Raw genomic sequence first — 20,429 nt, forward strand, 5'->3', positions numbered from 1 at the left:
CTGCTTGCCTGTCTGAAAATCCGGCCCTCGTCATTCCACCCCGATCCCCGACGCGATCTCGGTTTCGCGGCGCGCGGCATAGGCCTGCAGGTCCTGCAGCAGGTCGGGGTCAAGCGGCGGCGGCTCGTAGTCCTTCAGCATCTTCTTCCAGATACCGTTGGCGCGTTGGGTTGCGGTCAGGCTTCCCCTGTCGCGCCAGTTCTCATAGTTGCTCCAGTCGGTCACGAGCGGGGAATAGAAGGCATCCTCGTAGCGGCTGAGCGTATCAGCGGCGCCGAAGAAGTGCCCACCCGGCCCCACCTCCTTGAAGGCTTCAAGGCCAAGGGTCGCATCCGACACCTCGATCGGGCGCAGCATGCTGGTCATCACCTGCAGCATCTCGGCGTCGAGGATCAGCTTTTCGAACGAGGCCGTCAGCCCGCCCTCCAGCCAGCCCCCGCCGTGGATCATCAGGTTGCAATGGCTCATCACCGTCGCCCAGATCGACATCTCGCTTTCATAGGCCGCCTGCACATCCTCGACATTCGCCGCGCAGGCATTGGACGACCGCCACGGCAGCCCCTGCAGCCGCGCCAGCTGGCCCGAGGCGAAGGCGGCCTTGGCATATTCCGGCGTGCCGAAGGCGGGCGCCCCGGTGCGCATGTCGACGTTCGAGGTGAAGGAGCCGTAGACGCAGGGCATCCCCGGCTGGACCGTCTGCAACAACGTTATCGCGGCAATCGCCTCGGCGTTCTGGCCGACCAGCGCCCCGGCAATGGTGGCGGGCGCCATCGCGCCGGAGAGGGTGAAGGGCGTGACGATCACCGCCTGCCCGCATTCGGCAAAGGCCCGGGCGCCGTGGGTCATGGCGGCATCCAGCACCAGCGGAGAGTTGGTGTTGATGTTCGCCATCAGCGCCGGGTTTTTCCGCAGCCCGTCCCGGTCGGTGTCGAACACCATGCAGGCCATGTTGATGGCATCGACGGCACGGAACCGGCCCAGCATCCAGGACCCCCAGACCTTGTCGGTCAGCTCGATCCCGTTGATGTAGCCCTGCAGGTGGCGGATTTCCGGGGGCCGGTCCATGGCCTCGAACGGCGTACCGTAGACGTAGTGGATGGTGTTCAGCGATTGCAGCAGCCGCACGAAGTTGCGCACGTCCTGCGTGCTGCCGTTCCGCCGCCCCTGATCCAGGTCGCTGCAATAGGGCGGACCGATGACCGAGCCGATGTTGACGTTGTTGCCGCCCACGACCAGATTGTGCTGCGGATTGCGCGCCCGCAGGGTGAATTCCGACGGCGCCTTAGCAATTTGCTCTTCGACGAAGGCCGGGTCGAACCGCACCCGCATCGTGCCGTGATCGACGGTGCAGCCGGCGGCCTTCATCACGTCCCGCGCCCAGGGATCGTGCATCTCCATGCCCACCTCGGCCAGCAGGCGCAGCGACGCCAGGCGGATCGTCTCGACCTGATCCAAGCTCAGCACTTCGACGGGCGGCAGCGGGTTTTGCAGAAGCGACCATGGCGGCTGCGTCAGCGCGCCCTTCCCTCGCTGCCCGCGGCGATGGCGCCGCCCGGCATTTTCCAACGGCACCGTGCCCTGATTGACCGACTCATTCACTCCATCCGTCCTTTCCAGGCTTCCAGCCGCAGCCGCGCCGATACTCCGAGCCCAAGGAACGGCTCGCGCGGGACCTTGCTGGGCACGCCATAGGCGCGTGCGTGGTCCAGCAGCTCCGATGTCTTCCCCGCCGCCCAATCGGCAATCAGCTTGCCGTGGATGGTGCCCTTCGACACGCCGATGCCGTTCTGACCGCCGACGACGAACACGTTGTCCGAGAGGCGCTGGAACAGCGGTTCGGTGTTGCGGGTCATGCACAGGCCGCCGGCGTAGGTGTGTTCGAAAGTCGGCTCGCCAAGCTGCGGGAAGCGGGCCATGAAATCGGCGATATGGCGCTTGCGGTGCCTTTCGATGGCGGCGGCAGAGGCGCTGACGGTAGCGGAATAGGCAAATCCGATCCGATGCCAGATCCGGTTGTCCTGCGTGCGCCGTATCGTAGGGCCTGCCGGGCCGACCGGATGGACGCCCCAGTCGGGGGTCCCGCCCAGTCTCGCCGATGCGTCGGCGGCCAGCGGGCTGGTGAGGCTGGCAAAGGACATGATGGTGAAGAGGTTGTGGCGCGCGATCCCGAAGGCTTCGGTGAACCCGTCGGTCGCCAGGATCACACCCTTTGCGCGCAGGCTGCCCTTCCGGCTGCGCGCAAGGATCTCGGGCTGAAACCGGACTTCGACGACGGGCGAGCTTTCGAACAGCAGGACGTTCTCCGGCAGGCTGGCCGCCAGCCCCCGGGTCAGCGCCGCGGGATTCATCAGATAGGTGCCGGGCGAATAGAGACCCATGCGATAGTGGCCGGTGCCCAGCCGCTCCTTCAGCGCCTCGGTGTAAAGCGGGGTGCTTTCGGCGCCGAGGGCGGTGAGGAAGTCCTGCGTCTTTTCCAGTACCTTCCGGGCCCGCGCGCCGACAGCCACCATGTATTTGCCGCGCCTGCTCCACTGGCAATGGATGCCATGTTCGTGGACCAGCCGGTCGAGTTCCGCCTGCCCCGCCCGGTGCAGCGCCAGGATGCGTCGGCCGCGTGCCAGATCGGCATGGGCCTCGCCGAGGAAGGGCAGGTCGATGGCAAAGCCCGCGTTGCGCCCCGCCGTGCCGCGCCCGACGCGATCCGCCTCGACCAACGCGATGCGCTTGTCGGGGAAATGCCCGGCCAGCGTGCGCGCGGCCGAGAGACCGGCATAGCCCGCACCGATCACCAGCCAGTCGGCGACCACATCGCCTTCAAGCTCGCGCGCGGGAGGCGGCGGCGGCAGGATGTTGAACCAGCCATTTCCGTCATCGAAGCGAGGAAGAAATCGGACGTGTTGCATTGTGACCTTCTGTTCGGAGATTCGGAGCGGGCCGGTGGGCGTCAGACCCAGGAGTGCAGCACCGTGCCCCCGGTGATCGTGCAGCCGTTCTCGAAATAGGTGCCGCCGAGGATCTCGCGGACTTCCAGATTGGTGTGTTCTTCCAGCACGCTGGGGATCAGCTTCAGCTGCGCCTTGCCGGCGAAGGCCACGCCCTTGCGGAAATCCGTGGCCTCGATCCGCAGCAATTCGCAGACCGAGGGCTTGCCGCCCGGCGTCATGGAGGGGAAATAGCGCAGGTTGATCTGCGGCCATTGCATCAGCGCGGGAATTTCCTCGTAGGGAATGGCGCGTTCGATATCCAGCCGGCCCTCGAACAGGCGCTCGCCATGGCTGGCGGTGTAGGCGCCCATGCTTGCCCCCGGCCCGAGCGCCGGCATCCCCGGATTCTGCGACTGATAGGTCGATTTGTAGGTTTCGCCGAACCGCTTGTTGAACCCCATGATCATGCCGCGGACCAGGCTGAAATCCTTGTTCACCCAGGTCTGCACGCAGAACCGCGCATCCTGCCCCTGATAGCGGCAGCCGATCCAGTGGACGGTTTCCTGATACCAGGTCCGCTCGGGGTTGATGATCGCCTGCTCGGGCTGGTCCCAGAGGCTGTACCATTTGCCGAAGTCGACGATCACCAGATCGGGCTCGCTGCTCGGCTCCAGGGGCTCGGGCAGATACGCCGCCAGCGCCGCCGGATCGGTCCGGTAGGCGATGCACATATGCTCGGTCCCGAAATGCCAGGGCAGATTGCCGACCACATTCGAGATGCCCTTCGGCGAGGGGTAAGAAAACCCTTTGAGATCCGTGATCTTTGCCATTCCCCACCCTTTTCATACCATCCCGGAAGGGCGGCCACCACATCTGGCCATCCTTCCCGGGCTTGACAGTATCGCGGCCAGATGATGAAAAAAGTGAATAATATGGCGTGAGTTATTGAGAATGTTTCAACCCGGCGCCTCGCGGCTGGAAATCCGTCATCTGGCGGTCTTGCATGAAGTCGCACGGTGGGGCACGGCCTCGGCCGCAGCGGAACATCTGGGACTGACGCCTTCCGCCGTCTCGCACCGCATCCGCGAGGCCGAGCGGCGCCTCGGCATCCGCCTGACGCTGCGCGTCGGCAGCAGCATGCGGCTGACCGAGGCCGGGGTGCGCCTGGTCCGCGCCGCCGAGAAGGTCTTCGACGAGATGAGCCGCGCCGAGATCGACGCCGCAAGGATCGGCCGCGGCATCGGCCCGGTCGTGCGCTTCGGGATCGGCACCTACAGCTTCTTCGCCTGGCTGCCCGACTTCATCTCCTACCTTGAAGCGGTCAGCCCGGAGACCAACCTCGAAGTCGTGGGCGAGGCGACCCACCGCCCCTTGGACTACCTTCGCGATGAACGGGTGGATATCGTACTGCTGCCGGGACAGGTTTCCGACCGGGATGTCGTCGTGCTGCCGTGTTTCACCGACGAGTTGGTTTGCGTGATGAGTCCCAATCACGATCTGGCCGGCCATGCTGTTGTCGAGGCCAGGGATCTGGCCCCGGAAGTGCATGTCACCTACAGTTCCGAGATCCTTCCCGGATTTGAATACGACAGGTTCTTCCGTCCCGGGGGGCACTACCCCAAGAAGCTGATGAACATCACCGTGCCCGAAGCCGCTGCCGAGCTTGTCTCTGCCGGCATCGGAATTTCCATCCTGTCCCGCTGGGCGCTGACCCCACGGCTCGGCCATGGAGAGCTTCGGGCTGCAAAACTTACCGAGGCCGGCCTGTCACTGTCTTGGAATGTCGCAATCAGGTGCAATGAGCTTCAGAACAGCGTCATCGAAAGAACTGCGACAATTCTAGCAAATTGGCTGAAGCAGATGCACCGGCAATAGAGTTGCACGGCTGAAGGAGCAACCAACGGCAATTGCAAGTTCCATGGATACGAAAAGCATTCGGGGCATATGAGACAAGGCGGAATAATGCCATTCGAGGGCTGAGCCTGTTCCGTTCGAATTCAGGGTCGCGCGTGTCGGCTTCAGGATCGTGGATTGAGGGGCCTGTAGGCAGTCGTCCGGCGGTGGCAGCGTGCGACGCCACAACGCGACGATCATCGGGGGAACGGCACGGGTTTGCCGAACTGCTTTGACGCCCCCCATCACAGCCTCAGTAAGCCGATCGTATGGAGATCAATCACCACAAGCGGCGAATGCGCTGTGATTTCGGCAAACCGCTCACTCAATCTCGATCCGGTCCAAACGCCCTCGAAACGGTCCCCGACGATGGTTTCGATGAGCGACGTATGCCAGACGGAACGCACCACCCGGACTGAAAAATCGCATCTGTCCGAAACCCCTGCCGATCGGGGTAGCCGCAAGGGCGACTGGCATCACGCGAACTAAGACCGTGGCCGGAACTCCAGGGCGAGTGTCCCTGCCCTACCTCTGATTTGGGGCGAGAGCAGATTACCGGCCAGCCCGAAGGCTGGTCGCAAGTCAATCGCTCTTCCGCACCCAGGTTCGCAGGTTAAGGGCGCGGGATGCTTTCTTCCCATGTCCTGGCATCGACCAGCTTGCCGTTTTCGAAGGCCTCCACCTTGGAAGAGATGTGGAAATGCGTTGCGTCGCAGTGGCAGGCGTCGAAGATCTCGGTGCGGATGTTCCAGTCGCCACGGGCCATTTCGTAGCTTTGCACCATCTCGTAGCGCGCCGAATCCGCGACATCGGGGCGGATGCGGAAGATGCGTTCGGTGACATGGTGCATTTCCAGCCCGATGGCGTCCAGCTTGATGCGGCCGATGGGGCCGAAAACGCCGCCGTCGCAGAAACTGCGATGGGTGATCTCTCCGGTCATCTGGTCGACATGGATATCGCGTTCCACCCGGCCGGGTTGCAGGGTGGTGCGGCCGGGGGGCGTGGCGGCGGCAGGCGGAGGGGCTGGCAACTCGATCGGCGCCTCGCCCGGGGGAGGGGTGCGGACCGGCAGGGTGAGTGCGGCGCTTTCGGTGAAAAGCCGCAATGAGGCGGCACCCGCCGCTGGCCAGATGATCGGCCAGTAGCCGTTGGAGACCGCTATCTTGATCCGGTGACCGGGCAGGAAGCGGTGCGAGATGCCGTGCAACTGCACGGTGGCCGCAAAGCGCTGCCCCGGCACCAGGGGCACGGTAGCGGAACGGTCCGCGTTCTGCGCCAGATTGGCTAGCCCGCGCGACACCGAATATTCGCGACCATCGGGGGCCACGTCGATCAACCGGACCGAGATATTGGCCGCCGGGGCATCTGCCTCCAGTTCCAGCGCCAGTTCGGGATTGCCGAGAATGTCCAGCGCCTCGGTAAGCGGCGCGCCGGTGAAGGTGAGGGAATCGCCATCATCCACCCGCTGGTCGCCGGGCAGGTCGCCTTCGACGCCGAAGCCGACCCAGTCCCCTTCCGACCAGACCACTTTCTGGCGGGGGCCAACCACCAGTTCGGCCGCCTCGGCACGATTCCCCAGCCGCCCCGGCCCCAGCCGCATGACCCGGGGGGCGACATTGGGCGTGGGCCATTGTGCCTCGGTGAACCAGTGTCCCGGACGGCGGGGCACATATTTCGCGGGCAGGCTGCCGTCGGTCTGGAAGATTTGCAGAGCGGGTTCATCGGTCACGCCATTGTCGATGCCCTTAAGCCAGTGGTCCCACCAGCGCAGCGCCTGACCGCAGAAATCGACCTTCGGGCCGGGTGCGCCCTCGTGCGGGTAAAGATGCGCCCAGGGGCCGATGGTCAGGCGCAGCGGCGCTTTCTGCTGTGCGGCCATGCGGAAGGGGGTGTCGCGGTAAAGATCGGCCCAGCCGCCCCAGAACCAGATGGCGCAGTCCATCGCGTCCGGCGTCGCGGCCACCGAGCCGTGGCGCCAGAACGCATCCCAATGCGGATGCCTGGTCCATTCCACGCTCCAGTAGTCGTTGGCCTCCAGCCGCTCCAGCCACATCTCGCGCCAGCGGTCGCCGACGATTTCCGGATCCGGTGGCCGCGAATTGAAGGCATGCATGATGCTGCCCCACCAGAGGTTGTCCATCATCATGGTGCCGCCGGAGTAATGGATGTCTTCCAGATAGCGGTTGTCGGTGCCCATGACCGGAATGATGGCCTTCAGTGCGGGCGGGCACAGCGCTGCGATCTGGACGGCGGTGAAGGCGCCCCAGGACTTGCCCATGATCCCGACCTTGCCCGAGCACCAGTCCTGCGCGGCGATCCAGGCAATGGCATCCACGCCATCCTGCTGTTCCTGCGCAAGGTATTCGTCCGGCATCACCCCGTCGGATTCGCCCGATCCGCGCATGTCGATGCGGATGGCGGCATAGCCCTGCGCGGCGAACCACGGATGCATGCTTTCATCGCGCAGGCGCATGAAATCGCGCTTGCGATAGGGGATGTATTCGATGATCGCCGGAACCGGATCGGCCTTGGCATCTTCGGGCAGCCACATGCGTGCGGCAAGGCGGGTTCCGTCCGGCATGGGAATCCAGAAGTTCTCGATGGCTTGGACGGTGCGGGGAGCGTTCATGGAAACCTCGTCGGACAAGGAGAAAGCGGGAATCAGGCCGTGGGGAATATGCGCGTTTCATCCGGAGTGCCAAGCACCCGGCCGTGCTGCCATTCGCGCAGGGTCCGGCAACGGCTGTCGGGAGCGAAGGTCAGCAGCATCACCCCGCTGGCCTCGCATCGCTCGCCACCGCGGCGCAGGGTATTGGTCTCGCAGGTCCAGAAAGCAACGGCCTTGCCACCGCCAAGCAGGTGGCTTTCGGAGAAGCGCATCGAATTGCCGCTTTGCTCCCGCGCCAGGCCGTCCCAGAAGGCGCGGAAGTCCCGCGCCTGGAACGGCACGGTATAGGGCGTGTCCTGATAGGTGGCGTCTTCGGTGAAGAGGGTCAGGAACAGATCGGTATCCTGTTCTTCCCAGGCCCTGACAAAGCGGTCCTGCCAGTGCAGAAGCTGATCAGGCGTCATTTGACCCTCCCCTGAAATTGGTATCAAGCTAGGCGGCGTGGCGTGGCTTCGGAACTTCGCATCCCTTCAATGGGCCTGCGCAAGGTGACGCAGGGCCGGGGCCAGAATGCGAAGGCCAAGGGGCGGCAATGGGCGGCGGAACCGATTTTACCCGAAATCTGGGGCTTCTGTGCAGCTATCAGCGCTCCATCGCTGAAATCTGCCGCAAGCTGGGCTTTAACCGCCAGCAGTTCAACAAATACCTCGCCGGAAGCGTCATGCCGTCGCGGCGCAACATGCGGCGGATCTGCGATTTCTTCGGTGTGACGGAATCCGAACTGCTGTTGCCGCATGACGAGTTCCGCCACCTCGTCGTCCTGCGTCCGGCAGGCCCCGTCGCCGAGGCGCTTCCCTCCGCCGTCACGCGCTTTCAGTCTGCCTCGCGCCTGTTGCCTGAACGCTATCTGGGGAACTACCTGCTTTATTCCCCCTCCTTCGCGATGCCGGGTCTTTTCACCGTCTCCTTTGTCAGGATGTCGCTGCAGGGCGGCATGGCGGTCTGGAAGAACATCGAATACCTGCGCCGACACGACCGGAACGGGAGAATCCAGCAGATATCGAAATACATCGGCATCGTGGCCGAGGTGGGAGACAGGCTGAATGTGTTGCAGGAAGAGGAACTGCGGCATGAGGTCGTGAACCAGACAATCCTCTATCCCGCCTATGGCAACCCGGTGCGGCGGCTTTATGGAATGCACCTGTCGCTGACCGACATGCACCGCCGCACCCCCGCCGCATCGCGGGTGGTGCTGGACCGGATCGAAGGAACGCTTCACCTGCGGCGGGTGCTGCGGAGGTGCGGACAATATCCGGCGGACCAGATCCCCTATGACATCCGCGAGCTTCTGGGCGCCCTGTCCCCGTTCGACCGGCCGATCCTTGAGGCATCCCCCGGCTAGGGCGGATCGGCATTCAGCCCGCAGGGGACGGACCTTCAGGGCCCGGCCAGCGCCCACCCGTCCACAGTCGAGCCTGCCGGGAAGGGCACGGCCTGTTCATGGGTGAGTTCGGTGGTTTGCCGGTTGTGCAACACCTGCGGGCGAAGACTGCATTAACCTGCTGAAACAGCTGCGGAATCGAGGTCTGGAAATGGTCTGGGATCCGTCAGGCAATGGTATGGCAAGCGTCTGGCATCCGCTGCGTTAACGAATCGGCCACCGGACCTTTCCGGCTGCTCTTCTCGGAGCCGGAAAGTCTCGCCGAATGGAGGCGTGCCGGGGCGGACCGGCAGTCGGCCCGGATAGCGATCCGGCCAAGGGGTTCGCAAAGTGAAGCAGCAAGGGCGTCATAAATCACCCGCCCCTTGCCCGTTGCGAAATTCTGCAAGGTGCTGGCGGCGGATTAGGCTTGGCCTTGCAACGCCAGCCAAAGGGCATTCGATGGCCCGCAAGTTTCCGCATCTGTTCAGCCCGTTCATGCTGGGCAATCTGCGGCTGAAGAACCGGATCGTCTCGACCGCGCATGGCACCTACATGCCGGTCAACGGCCTGCAAACGCAGCAGATCGCCGAATATCAGCAAGAGCGTGCGCAGGGTGGCGCCGGGCTGATCATCCTGGAGGCAGCCTCGACCCATCCGACCGGGATCGGCGCGGGGCGCTATGCGGTCGCGCATACGGACGATTGCATCCCGGGCTATCGCGCCGTCATCGAGGCGATCCATGCCGAGGGCGTGCCGGTGCTGGTCCAGCTTTACCATCCGGGCCGCGACGATATCGCGGGCGGCACCTCGGACGGGACCGTTGCGCCCATATGGTCGGCCTCGGCGGTGCGCTGCGAAGCCAACCAGTTGATGCCGCGCGCCATGTCCGTCGCGCTGATCGCCGAGATCGTCGCCAGCTATGGCGAGGCGGCGCGGAGGCTGATGCAGGCGGGGGCCGACGGGATCGAGATTTCGGCCCATCACGGGCACCTCGTCTCGCAATTCATGGACCCGCGCACGAACCTGCGGACGGATCGCTACGGCGGGCCGTTCGAGAACCGCTTCCGCCTGCTGCGCGAGATCATCGAGACGGTGCGCGCCGCCATCGGGCCCGACAAGGTGCTTGGCGTCCGCCTGCCCAGCGACGAGATGAGCGCGGTGGGCCTGACCCATGCCGATGCGCTGAAAGAGGCGGCGGCAGTGGCTGCGCTGGAGGAAGTCGACTTCATCCATGTCACTCCGGGGTCCTGCGCCACGCTGGACGGGCTGGTCCATGTCGCGCCCTCCATGGCCTTTGCGGCGGGCTATGCCGAAGCGCAATTCGCATCGCTCCGCCGAGTGATTGGCAAGCCGATGCTGGCGACGGGGCGGATCAACGATCCGCAGGTGGCCGAGGCACTTCTGGCCGGAAACGGCGCCGATCTGGTGGGAATGACGCGTGCGCTGATCTGCGATCCCGCGATGCCCGCCAAAGCCGAGGCCGGGTTGACCGAGGATATCCGCTACTGCGTTGGCTGCAATCAGGCCTGCATCGGCCACGGCAAGAAGGGCGGCTTCGTCACCTGCATCCAGCGGCCCGAGACTGGCCGGGTGGCCGAGTTCTCGATCAAGCCGGCCGCCAGGCCGCAACGGGTGCTGGTGGCGGGCGGTGGCCCGGCGGGGATGAAGGCGGCAGTGACGGCGGCGCGTCGCGGGCATCGGGTGGTGCTGTGCGAGGCGCGCCCCCGTCTTGGCGGCAATATCCGCTTGGCGGAACGCCTGCCGGGCCGGAGCGAATTCGGCGGTGTGGCCACGAACCTGATTGCCGAGATCGCCCGCCTTGGTGTCGAGGTCCGGCTAAATACCGTTGTCACCCGCGATCTGGTGCTGCGCGAGAGGACGGGGGTGATCGTGGTCGCCACGGGCGCCCTGCCCGCCCGTCCGGTCTTTCCCGGCGATGACGATCCTGCGGTCCTTCATGGGTGGGACCTGCTGGAAAGTCCGGTCAGGCTGGGCAAAAGCGTCCTGATCGCGGACAGCACGCTGGATTGGGTTGGCGTCGGACTGGCCGAGAGGCTGGCCCGGTCAGGGCATGAGGTGCGGCTTTGCGCGCTTGGCTTCAACCCCGGAGACAACCTGCCGGGGACGACGAAGGGTCATGCTCTTGGCGTTCTGCACGGCCTTGGCGTCCGGGTGGACCCGCTGATGCGGCTGGGCGGATTCCAGGACGGGACAGCCTATTTTGAACATGCGATCAACGGCTCGGTCGTGGAATTCGCCGGGGTGGACAACCTGGTCCTCAGCCACGGCGGCGCTTCGGACACCCGGCTTGAGGACGAGCTGGAGGGGCTTGCGCTGCCGATGCTGGTGGCGGGCGACGCCCTTTGCGCGCGTTCGGTGGAGGAAGCGGTTTTGGAGGGCGCACGCGCCGGGATGGCGGCATGACGGCTCCCGGCCCCCCGCGGATACCGGCGGCCGGGAGCGGCATCCGGGGGGCGGGATTTGACTAGACACATGCGTCCATTGCTTCCAAGCTGACTGCAAAGAAAACGACAATCCCAAATAGGGGGACACTAGAATGACGAAAACCAGACCGAATTCTTTCGCCGTGAATCGCCGGCAGCTCTTTGCCGGCGCAGGGGCGCTTGGCCTCTCTGCGCTGGTCTTCCCGCGTGGAGCGGGCGCAGCCACCGGTGGCATCCTTCGCGTCCGTTCCTATAGCGATCTTCAAATCCTCGACCCGGCTTTCATGCTTGCCGCGCCCGAGCTGGACATCATGAACTGCATCTACACCAAGCTGGTCGCGCCGAAGGCTGGCGATGTGTGGGGCTGGGAGCCCTCTGCCGTCGAAAGCATCGAGCAGCTTGACCCGCTGACCGTGGCCTTCAAGCTGAAGGATCAACTGGGCTTCACCGACGGCTATGGCCAGTTGACCGCCGATGACGTGAAATTCTCGATCGAGCGGATCGCCGACCCGGCCTCGGAAAGCGCCTATGCCGGCGACTGGGCGACGCTGAAGGAGGTCGAGGTCAAGGACACGCTGTCGGGCCTGATCCACCTGAACGCCCCCTTCGCGCCGCTCTGGACCTCGACGCTGCCCAGCAGTTCGGGGATCATCGTGTCGCGCAAGGCGGTGACCGAGTTGGGCGGCAAGATCACCACTAAGCCGGTGGCACAATCCGGCCCCTATATCCTGAAGGAATGGCTGCCCAAGCAGAAGACCATCCTGGTCCGCAACCCGGACTGGAAATACGAACAGGGCGCCTATGACGAAATCCACATCACGCCCATCGAGGACGAAAAGACCGCCGAGCTGGGCTTCGAGGCAGGCGATCTGGACTACACCTGGACCTCGGTTTCCTCGATCAGCCGGCTGAAAGAGACGCCGCCGCCCGAGGCGACAGTGGTAGAAAAGCCCTCGCTGGCCTTCGTCTGGATGGGGCTGAACAAGGATGTGGCGCCGTTCGACAACCCGAACATCCGCCGCGCCGTGCAATATGCCATCGACACCAAGGCGGTGGTCGATGCGGCCTATTACGGCGCCGCCGCCACCTCGACCGGCATCATCGCGCCGGGCCTGCCCGGCCATCGCGACGCCTGCATCTACACCTACGACCCGGACAAGGCGCGTGAGTTGCTGGCACAGGAAGGCGCCGAAGGTCTGACCATCACCCTGGAGATCCTGAACAAGACCGAGCGTCTGACGGCTGCGCAGGTCATTCAGGCCAACCTCGCGGATGTGGGCATCACCTGCGAGATCAAGCAGCACGATTCCGGCACCTTCTGGACACTAGGCTCGAAGGACGGTGACACCTGGAACAAGCTTCAGATGTATATCTCGCGCTTCTCGATGCAGCCCGATCCCAGCTGGGCGACCGCATGGTTCACCACCGAGCAGGTCGGCATCTGGAACTGGGAACGCTTCTCGGATGCCGAGTTCGACGAGCTGAATGCCAAGGGCCAGGTCGAGCTGGACGTGGCGGCCCGCGACACGATCTACAAGCGGATGCAGGACATCATGGAGGAAAGCGGCCAGTATGTCTTCCTGACGCATGAGGTCGTGGGTGTGGAATACCGCAACTCTGTGGTGCCCGCGCTGCAGCCGAACGCGATGCCGCTGTTGAGCGATTTCAAGCCGGCCTGAGCGCCGGTCTGAAGCCAAAGGCAAGCCGGGCGGAGTTCCATGCTGACCTACACCGCGCGCAGGCTCGGGCTGGGGGTCGCCATCATCCTTGTGGCGATGGCGATCCTCTTCTCGATGATCTACCTGATCCCGGGCGATCCCGCCTCGGTGGCCCTTGGCCCCAAGGCGACGCCCGAGATGATTGCGCATTTGCGCGAGCGGATGGGGCTGGACCAGCCGGTCTGGCGGCAGTTCGTCAATTTCGTCGGCTCGACCTTGCGTGGCGATCTGGGGGAAGAGGCGCTGTCGGGCCGTCCGGTGCTGACCGTGGTGATGGAGCAGCTGCCCTTCACCCTGGCACTGGTGTTCTGCGGCATCCTGTGGTCGGTGGCGCTTGGCGTGCCGTTGGGCTGCATCGCCGCCGTCCGGCGTGGCGGCTTTGTCGACCGGGTGATCGGCGTCCTGTCCGTAGCCGTCATCGCTGTGCCGTCTTTCGTCATCGCGATCTATGCGCTGTTGATCTTTGCAGTACGGCTGCAATGGCTGCCCGCCATCGGCGCCGGAGAGCCGGGCAGCATTGCCAGCCAGTTGAAGCACCTGATCCTGCCCTCGCTGGCGGTGGGGCTGGGCTGGGTCGGCTATATCGCCCGGATGGTCCGCGCCTCGATGCTGGAAACGCTTGAGGCCGGGCATATCCGCACCGCCCGCGCCTTCGGCCTGCCGGAGCGCTGGATCGTCTACACCTATGCCCTGCGCATCGCCATCCTGCCCACCGTCACCCTGCTGGGTGTGGGGATCGGGCATATGCTGTCGTCGTCTGTCTTTGCCGAGATCGTCTTTGCCCGCCCCGGCATCGGCAAGCTGGTGTACGAGGCGATTTCGACCCGAAACTATCCCGTCGTCACCGGGGCGGTCCTTGTGACCACCACCTTCTTCGTCTTCGTCAATGTTCTGGCCGATCTGGTGATCGGCCTTCTGGATCCCCGTGTCAGAGCAAGCTTCAACTGAACCGGCCCGCGCAAGGCGGAGCCAATGGCCCGGCGCGCAATCGATGCGACGCATCCTGCGCGAGCCGATGGGCGCCTTCGGCCTGGCGCTGGTGCTGCTGATCCTGTTCGCGGCGATCTTTGCGGGGGTGCTGGCCACGCATGACCCGACAAGGATCATGCCGCAGGACCGCTTTCAGGGGCCAAGCCTGACGCATCTTCTGGGCACCGACCACCTTGGCCGGGACCTGCTGTCACGCGTGCTTTACGGCGGGCGGATCGCGCTGATGGTGGCGCTTGGATCCACGCTGGTCTCGTTGCTGCTTGGCATCATCCTCGGGCTTGTGGCGGGCTACGGTCCGCGCTGGCTGGACGGGCTGTTGCTGCTGGTCTTCGATGCGTTGAAAAGCTTCCCCGTCATCATGCTGGCGCTGACCATCGTGACGCTGCTTGGCCCGTCGCTGGTGTCGGTGGTGATGGTGGTCGTCATGGTGTCGGTCCCCGGCTATGCCCGGATCATCCGCACCCAGACCCTTGCGATGAAAACGGCCGAGCATGTGACGGCCGCGAAATCCATGGGGGCCAGCACCGCGCGCATCCTGCGCGTGCATATCCTGCCGAATATTATCGGGCCGATCCTGATCCTGGCCTCGATGGATGTGCCGGTGGTGGTGGGGATCGAGGCCGGGCTTTCCTTCCTTGGCCTTGGCGTCCGTCCGCCCACGCCGTCGTGGGGCACCATCCTGAACGACGGTTTCGCCAATATCCGCGACTCATCATGGATCGTCATCGCGGGCGGGGCGCCGATCATCCTGACCACGCTTGGCTTTACCTTCCTGGGCGAGACCTTGCGCGATGTCTTCGATCCAAGGCTGAAGGGGCGCTGAGATGGGCGGGGCACCCACGCTGCAGATCGATGGCCTTTCCGTCAGCTTCGCAACCGAGGCCGGCACCTTGCAGGCGCTGAAGGACGTATCCTTCACTGTCCCGCAGGGCCGGATCACTGGCATCGTCGGCGAATCCGGTTGCGGCAAGTCCACGCTGATCAACTCCATCCTTGGTCTGCTGGCCGACAATGGTTCGGTGACCGGTGGCGTGATCCGGCTGGAGGGCAAGGAGGATCTGACGCGGCTTGGCGCGCGCGAGATGCGGGCACTGCGCGGCGAGCGCATCTCGACCGTGTTCCAGGATCCGATGGGCGCGCTGAACCCGGTGCTGTCGGTCGGCCGGCAGATGCGCGACATCCAGTATCGTTCAAACCTCAGCCGCAGGGAGAAGGACGCGCGGTCGGTCGCGATGCTGCGGCAGGTCCGCATCCCCGACCCCGAAAAGCGCCTGACGCAATACCCGCATGAGTTCTCGGGGGGCATGAAGCAGCGTGTCGCCATCGCCATGGCTCTGATGATGCGCCCGGCGCTGCTGATCGCGGATGAGCCGACGACCGCGCTGGATGCCACGCTTGAGGTGGCGACGATCGAGCTGATGAAGGATCTTCAGCGCGAGATCGGTTGCGCGGTGCTGTTCATCTCGCACCATCTGGGGGTCATCGCCGAACTCTGCGACGAGATGATCGTGATGTATGCCGGCGAGGTGGTCGAGCGCGGCTCGGTCCGGCAGATCTTCAAGGGTGCGCGGCATCCCTATACGCAGGCGCTGCTGGAATGCGATCCCGCGCGGCTGCATGAACGGGTGAAGCATCTGCCCACCATTCCCGGCACTTTGCCCGATCTGAAAAACCGCTCCGCGGGCTGCATCTTCCGCGACCGGTGCGCCAAGGCCGGCCCGGAATGCACCACCACCCCGCCGGATGTGGAACTGGCACCCGGGCACGTTGCCCGCTGCTGGTTCGCGAAAGAGGCTGCGGAATGAGCGCGCTTCTCTCCGTCTCCGACCTGCGGGTGGAGTTTCCCGTCGGCGGCCTCATGGCCCGGCTGCGCGGCGCGGCAACCCGGATCGAAGGCGTGGCGGGCGTCAGCTTCGATATCGGCCGGGGCGAGACCTTCGCGCTGGTCGGAGAATCCGGGTCCGGCAAGACCACGCTGGCGCGGGCGCTGAACGGGCTGCAAAGGGTGGCCTCGGGCTCGATCCGTTTCGACGGGCAGGAAATTTCAACCCTCGGCCGCGCCGCGTTGAAGGATGTGCGGCGGCGGATGCCGATGATGTTCCAGGATCCGGTCGGGTCGCTGTCGCCGCGCCTCGACATCCGCGCGCTGCTGGCTGAACCCTTCCGCATCCACGGCATGTCGAACCGCGATCTGGATGCCGAGGTGCGGCGGCTTCTGGCGCTGGTCGGTCTGCCTGCCGATTTCGCCAGCCGCTATCCGCATCAGCTGTCGGGCGGGCAGGCACGGCGGGTGGGCGTTGCCCGCGCCATCGCTCTGGACCCTGAACTGGTGATCGCGGATGAGCCGACGGCCGGTCTCGACGTCTCGGTTCAGGGCGAAGTGCTGAACCTGATGAACGATCTGCGCGACCGGCTGGGCCTGTCGATGCTGATCATCACCCACAACCTGCATGTGGTGCGCCAGATCGCCGACCGCACGGCGGTGATGTATCTGGGCCGCTTTGTCGAACACGGGCAGACCGAAGCCATCTTCACCCTGCCGCACCACCCCTATACCGCCGCCCTGCTGTCCGCCAACCCCGAGCCGGACCCCGACCGGGTGCATGACCGGATCAAGCTGCCGCCCGAAGTGCCTTCGGTTCTTGCCCGTCCCAAGGGCTGCGAGTTCCACACCCGCTGCCCCTTTGCGCAAGCCGATTGCGCGGTGCTTGCCCCTGATGCCCGGCAGATCGGCAGCGATGTGCTGACCTGCCACCATCCGTTGAATGTCCCGGCACCGGCCGGAATGGAGACCTGAAAATGAACGAGATCACCGTCATCACCGATTTCCCCCGCAAGGTGCGCGAGATCGAGAACACCTGGATCCCGATGCCGGACGGCACCCGTCTGGCCGCGCGGATCTGGCTGCCCGAGGATGCCGGGACCGATCCCGTTCCCGCCATTCTGGAATTCCTGCCCTATCGCAAGCGCGACGGAACGGTCGAGCGTGACGCCCTGACCCATCCCTATTTCGCCGGCCACGGCTATGCCGGCGTTCGCGTGGACATGCGCGGATCTGGCGACAGCGAAGGCCTGTGCGAGGGGGAATATCTTCAGCAGGAGCAGGACGACGCCGTCGCTGTGATCGCCTGGCTGGCCGAGCAGCCCTGGTGTTCGGGCAAGGTGGGCATGATCGGGATCAGCTGGGGCGGGTTCAACGGTTTGCAGGTCGCCGCACGCAGGCCCCCGGCGCTGAAGGCGGTGATCACGCTGTGTTCGACCGACGACCGCTATGCCGATGACGTGCATTACCTTGGCGGCGCCCAGATGATCGACAACATGCATTGGGGCACCACCGCATGGGCCATCGCCATGACCCCGCCCGATCCGGCACTGGTCGGCGATGCCTGGCGCGGCATGTGGGAGGGCCGGCTGAACGGCAACGGCATCTGGATGGAGGACTGGTTCACCCATCAGCGCCGCGACGACTTCTACAAACACGGCTCGGTCTGCGAGGATTATTCCCAGATCGAGGCGGCGGTCTATGCGGTGGGGGGCTGGGTCGATGGCTATACCAATGCCGTCTTCCGCCTTCTGGACAAGCTGCCGGGGCCCAAGAAGGGGCTGATCGGCCCCTGGGCGCACAAGTATCCGCATTTCGCGCTGCCAGGGCCCCGCATCGGTTTCCTGCAGGAAGCGCTGCGCTGGTGGGACCAGTATCTGAAGGGGATCGACACCGGCATCGTTGATGAGCCGCAGCTGCGCGCATGGATCACCGATCCGCTGCCGCCCGCCGCCGAATATGCCGAGATGCCGGGGCAATGGGTGGCCGAACCCGCATGGCCCACGCCCAATGTCACCCAGACCGCGCTGTCGCTGGCGCCGGGGCGGCTGTCCTTCGGCACGGGCGAGGCGGCCGAGCTGACCATCTCCTCGCCGCAGACGCATGGCATGGCCGCCGGGATGTGGTGCCCCTACGGCGTGGTGCCGACCATGCCGCTGGATCAGCGCGGCGAGATGGGCGGACAACTGGTCTTCGACAGCGCCCCGCTGGAGGCGGAGATCGACCTTCTCGGCTTCCCCGAGCTTGAGATCAGGCTGGCCGCCGACAAGCCGGTGGCCACGCTGGTGGCCACGCTGTCGCTGGTGCTGCCCGATGGCGCCGCAACCCGGATCAGCTATGGTGTGCTGAACCTGACGCACCGCCATGACCATCTGGATCTGTCACCGATGCAGCCGGGCGTGGCCGAGACCATCCGCCTGAAGCTGCGCTGCCTTGGGCAGAAGGTGCCGAAAGGCGCCCGGCTGCGGCTGGGGATCGCGACAGGCTACTTCCCGATCGTCTTCCCTTCGCCCGAGAAGGTGACCTTCACCGTCTTCACCGGCGAAAGCCGCCTGATCCTGCAGCAAAGGGCGCCGCAGGCAGGGGATGCCGCCCTTCCGGCCTTTCCCCGCGCCGAAAGCGCCAAGCCAATGGAGGTGGAAGTGCTGGTTCCCGGCGCACCCTTTGCCCGCTCGGTCACCGCCGATGCGGTCACCGGCATCACCACTTACGCGCAGGTTGCCGATGCCGGCACGTTCCGTCATCCGCATACCGGCATGATCCAGACCCAGAAATCGACCGAAACCTTCTCGGTCCACCCCGACGATCCGAACTCGGCCGTCGCGGTCTGCACCTGGGACAAGGTCTTTGCCCGCGATACTGGCTGGAAGGTGACGCTTTCGGTCAAATGCACGGTGCGCGCCCTGCGCGATGCCTGGCGGATGGAGACAGAGATCACCGCCCGGGACGGCGACGAGGTGGTCAAACAGGAAAGCCGCACCCGCGACTTCCCGCGCGATCTGAACTGAAAGGTGGCAAGAATGACCCCCGAAAGCTGGCTTGACCAGGAACAGCCCCGCTATGTGCAGGAGTTGCTGGACCTGATCCGCATCCCTTCGGTCTCGGCCAAGCCCGAGAACATTCCCGATGTCCTGCGCGCTGCCGAATGGGTGGCGGCGCGGGTGACGGCGGCGGGGATGGAGAATGCCCGCGTGATGCCGACGGCCGGGCATCCTGTTGTCTATGCCGACTGGCTGCATGCCGGGGCCGACAAGCCCACGGTGATGATCTACGGCCATTTCGATGTCCAGCCGGCCGAGCCTTTCGATCTTTGGACCTCGGCGCCGTTCGAGCCGGAGATCCGCGATGGCTGCATCTGGGGGCGCGGGGCTTCGGACGACAAGGGCGGCATGATGACGCCGATCCTTGCGGTCGAGGCGCTGATGCGCACCAAGGGCAAGCTGCCGGTCAATGTGAAGTTCTTCTTCGAAGGGCAGGAAGAGATCGGCTCGCCCGATCTGCCGGAGTTCGTGGCGGCCGAGGCGGATCTTCTGAAGGCTGACATGATCTTTTCCGCCGATGGGCTGCAATGGGCGCCTGACCAGCCGCAGATCGTGGACGCGCTGAAGGGCATGGTCTCGCTTGAGGTGGTGGTGAACGGGCCAAGATCGGACCAGCATTCGGGCCTGCACGGTGGCGGCATCGCCAACCCCGCGCTGGCGCTGACCCAGATCCTTGCCTCGATGCGGGCGCTGGACGGGCTGGTCACCATCGACGGATTTTACGACGATGTGCTGCCGCTGTCTGATGAGATACGCGCCCAGATCGCCCGGATTCCCTATGACGAGGCCGATTATCTGGCCGAGACCGGGGCGCCCGCGGTCTGGGGAGAACCGGGCTATATCACGCGCGAACGGCTGTGGGCGCGGCCCACGCTGGATGTGAACGGGCTGACTTCGGGCTGGCAGGGGGCGGGGTCGAAGACCGTGCTTCCGGCCGAAGCGCGGGCCAAGATCACCTGCCGTCTGGTAGCCGCGCAGGTTCCCGAACGGGTGTTCGACCTGATCGCCGCACATGTTGCGCGTCACACCCCGCCCGGCGTCACCGCCCGGGTCGAGCGCAATCCCGGCCGGGCCGACCCGTTCCAGATGCCCGCGGGCCATAACGCCGCTGCCGTGGCGCGCGAAGTCCTGGCCGAGGTCTATGGCCGCGAACCCTACCGCACCCGGCTTGGCGGCTCGATCCCCGTGCTGACCACGCTGCTGGATGTGCTGGGGGTCCACGCCGTGATGTTCGGTTTCAGCCATGATGACGAGAACCTGCATGCACCGGACGAATTCTTCCGTCTTGCGGTCTATCGCAAGGGCCAGACGGCCTATGTCCGGCTGTTGGAGAAGCTGGGCGCAGGAGGTTGATCAAGGAAGACCGGCCAAACGAAGGTCGGACAGGGCTCCGCGACGGTAGAAACATGTGCGGATCGAAGCGAGATCACCTTATGGGGGCAGGCCAGGCCGACGCCGCCCCGCAACCAGCGGCTGAAAAGCGCGGTCTTCGCTAGCTTTCGCGCGACCTGCAAGGTCGCTTGGCAGCTAGCGTTGCGCCCTGTTGTCTCGTGGACGAAGTGCCAT

The 20,429-nt window shown here is 65.1% G+C and carries 15 protein-coding genes; 10 read left to right on the forward strand and 5 right to left on the reverse strand.

Features of this window, described 5'->3' with window-relative positions:
* Window positions 1-30: 30 nt before the first annotated feature.
* Genes V7Q39_RS01045 through V7Q39_RS01055 form a run of 3 tightly spaced genes read right to left on the reverse strand, consistent with a single transcriptional unit; the run spans window position 31 to window position 3,754 of the window.
* Complete coding sequence (locus tag V7Q39_RS01045) at window positions 31-1,599, reverse strand: trimethylamine methyltransferase family protein (RefSeq protein ID WP_333814347.1); 1,569 nt, start codon at window positions 1,597-1,599, stop codon at window positions 31-33.
* A complete protein-coding gene (locus V7Q39_RS01050) occupies window positions 1,596-2,903 on the reverse strand; it encodes an NAD(P)/FAD-dependent oxidoreductase (protein ID WP_333814348.1) in 1,308 nt (435 codons plus the stop codon). The genes V7Q39_RS01045 and V7Q39_RS01050 overlap by 4 nt, the downstream gene beginning before the upstream one ends.
* Before the next feature lie 41 nt (window positions 2,904-2,944).
* The gene (locus V7Q39_RS01055) at window positions 2,945-3,754 is read right to left on the reverse strand and encodes an acetoacetate decarboxylase family protein (RefSeq protein WP_333814349.1); all 810 of its coding nucleotides are present in this window, start codon (window positions 3,752-3,754) and stop codon (window positions 2,945-2,947) included.
* A 121-nt stretch (window positions 3,755-3,875) separates the two neighbouring features.
* Here V7Q39_RS01055 and V7Q39_RS01060 point away from each other — a divergent pair, with 121 nt between their 5' ends.
* Window positions 3,876-4,799 (forward strand): LysR family transcriptional regulator, encoded by a 924-nt coding sequence (locus V7Q39_RS01060; protein ID WP_333814350.1) that lies wholly within the window; start codon window positions 3,876-3,878, stop codon window positions 4,797-4,799.
* A 631-nt stretch (window positions 4,800-5,430) separates the two neighbouring features.
* On the opposite strand, the gene V7Q39_RS01065 is transcribed toward V7Q39_RS01060, so the two are convergent.
* Both V7Q39_RS01065 and V7Q39_RS01070 read right to left on the reverse strand, forming a co-directional pair.
* Window positions 5,431-7,446 carry a CocE/NonD family hydrolase gene (locus tag V7Q39_RS01065; RefSeq protein ID WP_333814352.1) on the reverse strand — a complete coding sequence of 672 codons (2,016 nt, stop codon included), beginning with the start codon at window positions 7,444-7,446 and terminating at the stop codon, window positions 5,431-5,433.
* Window positions 7,447-7,478: 32 nt separating this feature from the next.
* Window positions 7,479-7,889 carry a nuclear transport factor 2 family protein gene (locus V7Q39_RS01070; RefSeq protein ID WP_333814353.1) on the reverse strand — a complete coding sequence of 137 codons (411 nt, stop codon included), beginning with the start codon at window positions 7,887-7,889 and terminating at the stop codon, window positions 7,479-7,481.
* Window positions 7,890-8,017: 128 nt separating this feature from the next.
* Between V7Q39_RS01070 and V7Q39_RS01075 the strand changes: the two genes are divergently transcribed.
* From V7Q39_RS01075 to V7Q39_RS01115, 9 genes are all read left to right on the forward strand, one after another.
* On the forward strand, window positions 8,018-8,827 hold the full coding sequence (locus V7Q39_RS01075) for a helix-turn-helix domain-containing protein (RefSeq protein WP_333814355.1): 810 nt from the start codon (window positions 8,018-8,020) through the stop codon (window positions 8,825-8,827).
* Between the two features lie 480 nt (window positions 8,828-9,307).
* The gene (locus V7Q39_RS01080) at window positions 9,308-11,272 is read left to right on the forward strand and encodes an oxidoreductase (RefSeq protein WP_333814356.1); all 1,965 of its coding nucleotides are present in this window, start codon (window positions 9,308-9,310) and stop codon (window positions 11,270-11,272) included.
* Window positions 11,273-11,435: 163 nt separating this feature from the next.
* On the forward strand, window positions 11,436-12,971 hold the full coding sequence (locus V7Q39_RS01085) for an ABC transporter substrate-binding protein (protein ID WP_333814357.1): 1,536 nt from the start codon (window positions 11,436-11,438) through the stop codon (window positions 12,969-12,971).
* Window positions 12,972-13,010: 39 nt separating this feature from the next.
* Window positions 13,011-13,958: an ABC transporter permease gene (locus tag V7Q39_RS01090; protein WP_333814358.1), complete on the forward strand. Its 948-nt coding sequence runs from the start codon at window positions 13,011-13,013 to the stop codon at window positions 13,956-13,958.
* 43 nt (window positions 13,959-14,001) lie between these two features.
* The gene (locus V7Q39_RS01095) at window positions 14,002-14,823 is read left to right on the forward strand and encodes an ABC transporter permease (protein ID WP_333814359.1); all 822 of its coding nucleotides are present in this window, start codon (window positions 14,002-14,004) and stop codon (window positions 14,821-14,823) included.
* Window position 14,824: 1 nt separating this feature from the next.
* Entirely contained in the window at window positions 14,825-15,805 is a 981-nt protein-coding gene (locus V7Q39_RS01100) for an ABC transporter ATP-binding protein (protein ID WP_333814360.1), read from the forward strand.
* Window positions 15,802-16,797 (forward strand): ABC transporter ATP-binding protein, encoded by a 996-nt coding sequence (locus V7Q39_RS01105; RefSeq protein WP_333814362.1) that lies wholly within the window; start codon window positions 15,802-15,804, stop codon window positions 16,795-16,797. Before V7Q39_RS01100 ends, V7Q39_RS01105 begins: the two co-directional genes overlap by 4 nt.
* A 2-nt stretch (window positions 16,798-16,799) precedes the next feature.
* The gene (locus tag V7Q39_RS01110) at window positions 16,800-18,830 is read left to right on the forward strand and encodes a CocE/NonD family hydrolase (RefSeq protein WP_333814364.1); all 2,031 of its coding nucleotides are present in this window, start codon (window positions 16,800-16,802) and stop codon (window positions 18,828-18,830) included.
* Window positions 18,831-18,842: 12 nt separating this feature from the next.
* Window positions 18,843-20,216, forward strand: a complete 1,374-nt coding sequence (locus V7Q39_RS01115; RefSeq protein WP_333814366.1) for a dipeptidase — start codon at window positions 18,843-18,845, stop codon at window positions 20,214-20,216.
* The last annotated feature ends 213 nt before the right edge of the window (window positions 20,217-20,429 follow it).

This window comes from Tabrizicola sp., assembly GCF_036781545.1.
Taxonomy (GTDB): domain Bacteria; phylum Pseudomonadota; class Alphaproteobacteria; order Rhodobacterales; family Rhodobacteraceae; genus Tabrizicola.

Coding starts and splice junctions, on each gene's coding strand:
- V7Q39_RS01050 (WP_333814348.1), bottom strand. CDS start 2,903: ATGCAACACGTCCGATTTCTTCCTCGCTTCGATGACGGAAATGGCTGG.
- V7Q39_RS01095 (WP_333814359.1), top strand. CDS start 14,002: ATGCGACGCATCCTGCGCGAGCCGATGGGCGCCTTCGGCCTGGCGCTG.
- V7Q39_RS01105 (WP_333814362.1), top strand. CDS start 15,802: ATGAGCGCGCTTCTCTCCGTCTCCGACCTGCGGGTGGAGTTTCCCGTC.
- V7Q39_RS01100 (WP_333814360.1), top strand. CDS start 14,825: ATGGGCGGGGCACCCACGCTGCAGATCGATGGCCTTTCCGTCAGCTTC.
- V7Q39_RS01055 (WP_333814349.1), bottom strand. CDS start 3,754: ATGGCAAAGATCACGGATCTCAAAGGGTTTTCTTACCCCTCGCCGAAG.
- V7Q39_RS01090 (WP_333814358.1), top strand. CDS start 13,011: ATGCTGACCTACACCGCGCGCAGGCTCGGGCTGGGGGTCGCCATCATC.
- V7Q39_RS01060 (WP_333814350.1), top strand. CDS start 3,876: ATGTTTCAACCCGGCGCCTCGCGGCTGGAAATCCGTCATCTGGCGGTC.
- V7Q39_RS01070 (WP_333814353.1), bottom strand. CDS start 7,889: ATGACGCCTGATCAGCTTCTGCACTGGCAGGACCGCTTTGTCAGGGCC.
- V7Q39_RS01080 (WP_333814356.1), top strand. CDS start 9,308: ATGGCCCGCAAGTTTCCGCATCTGTTCAGCCCGTTCATGCTGGGCAAT.
- V7Q39_RS01065 (WP_333814352.1), bottom strand. CDS start 7,446: ATGAACGCTCCCCGCACCGTCCAAGCCATCGAGAACTTCTGGATTCCC.
- V7Q39_RS01075 (WP_333814355.1), top strand. CDS start 8,018: ATGGGCGGCGGAACCGATTTTACCCGAAATCTGGGGCTTCTGTGCAGC.
- V7Q39_RS01115 (WP_333814366.1), top strand. CDS start 18,843: ATGACCCCCGAAAGCTGGCTTGACCAGGAACAGCCCCGCTATGTGCAG.
- V7Q39_RS01110 (WP_333814364.1), top strand. CDS start 16,800: ATGAACGAGATCACCGTCATCACCGATTTCCCCCGCAAGGTGCGCGAG.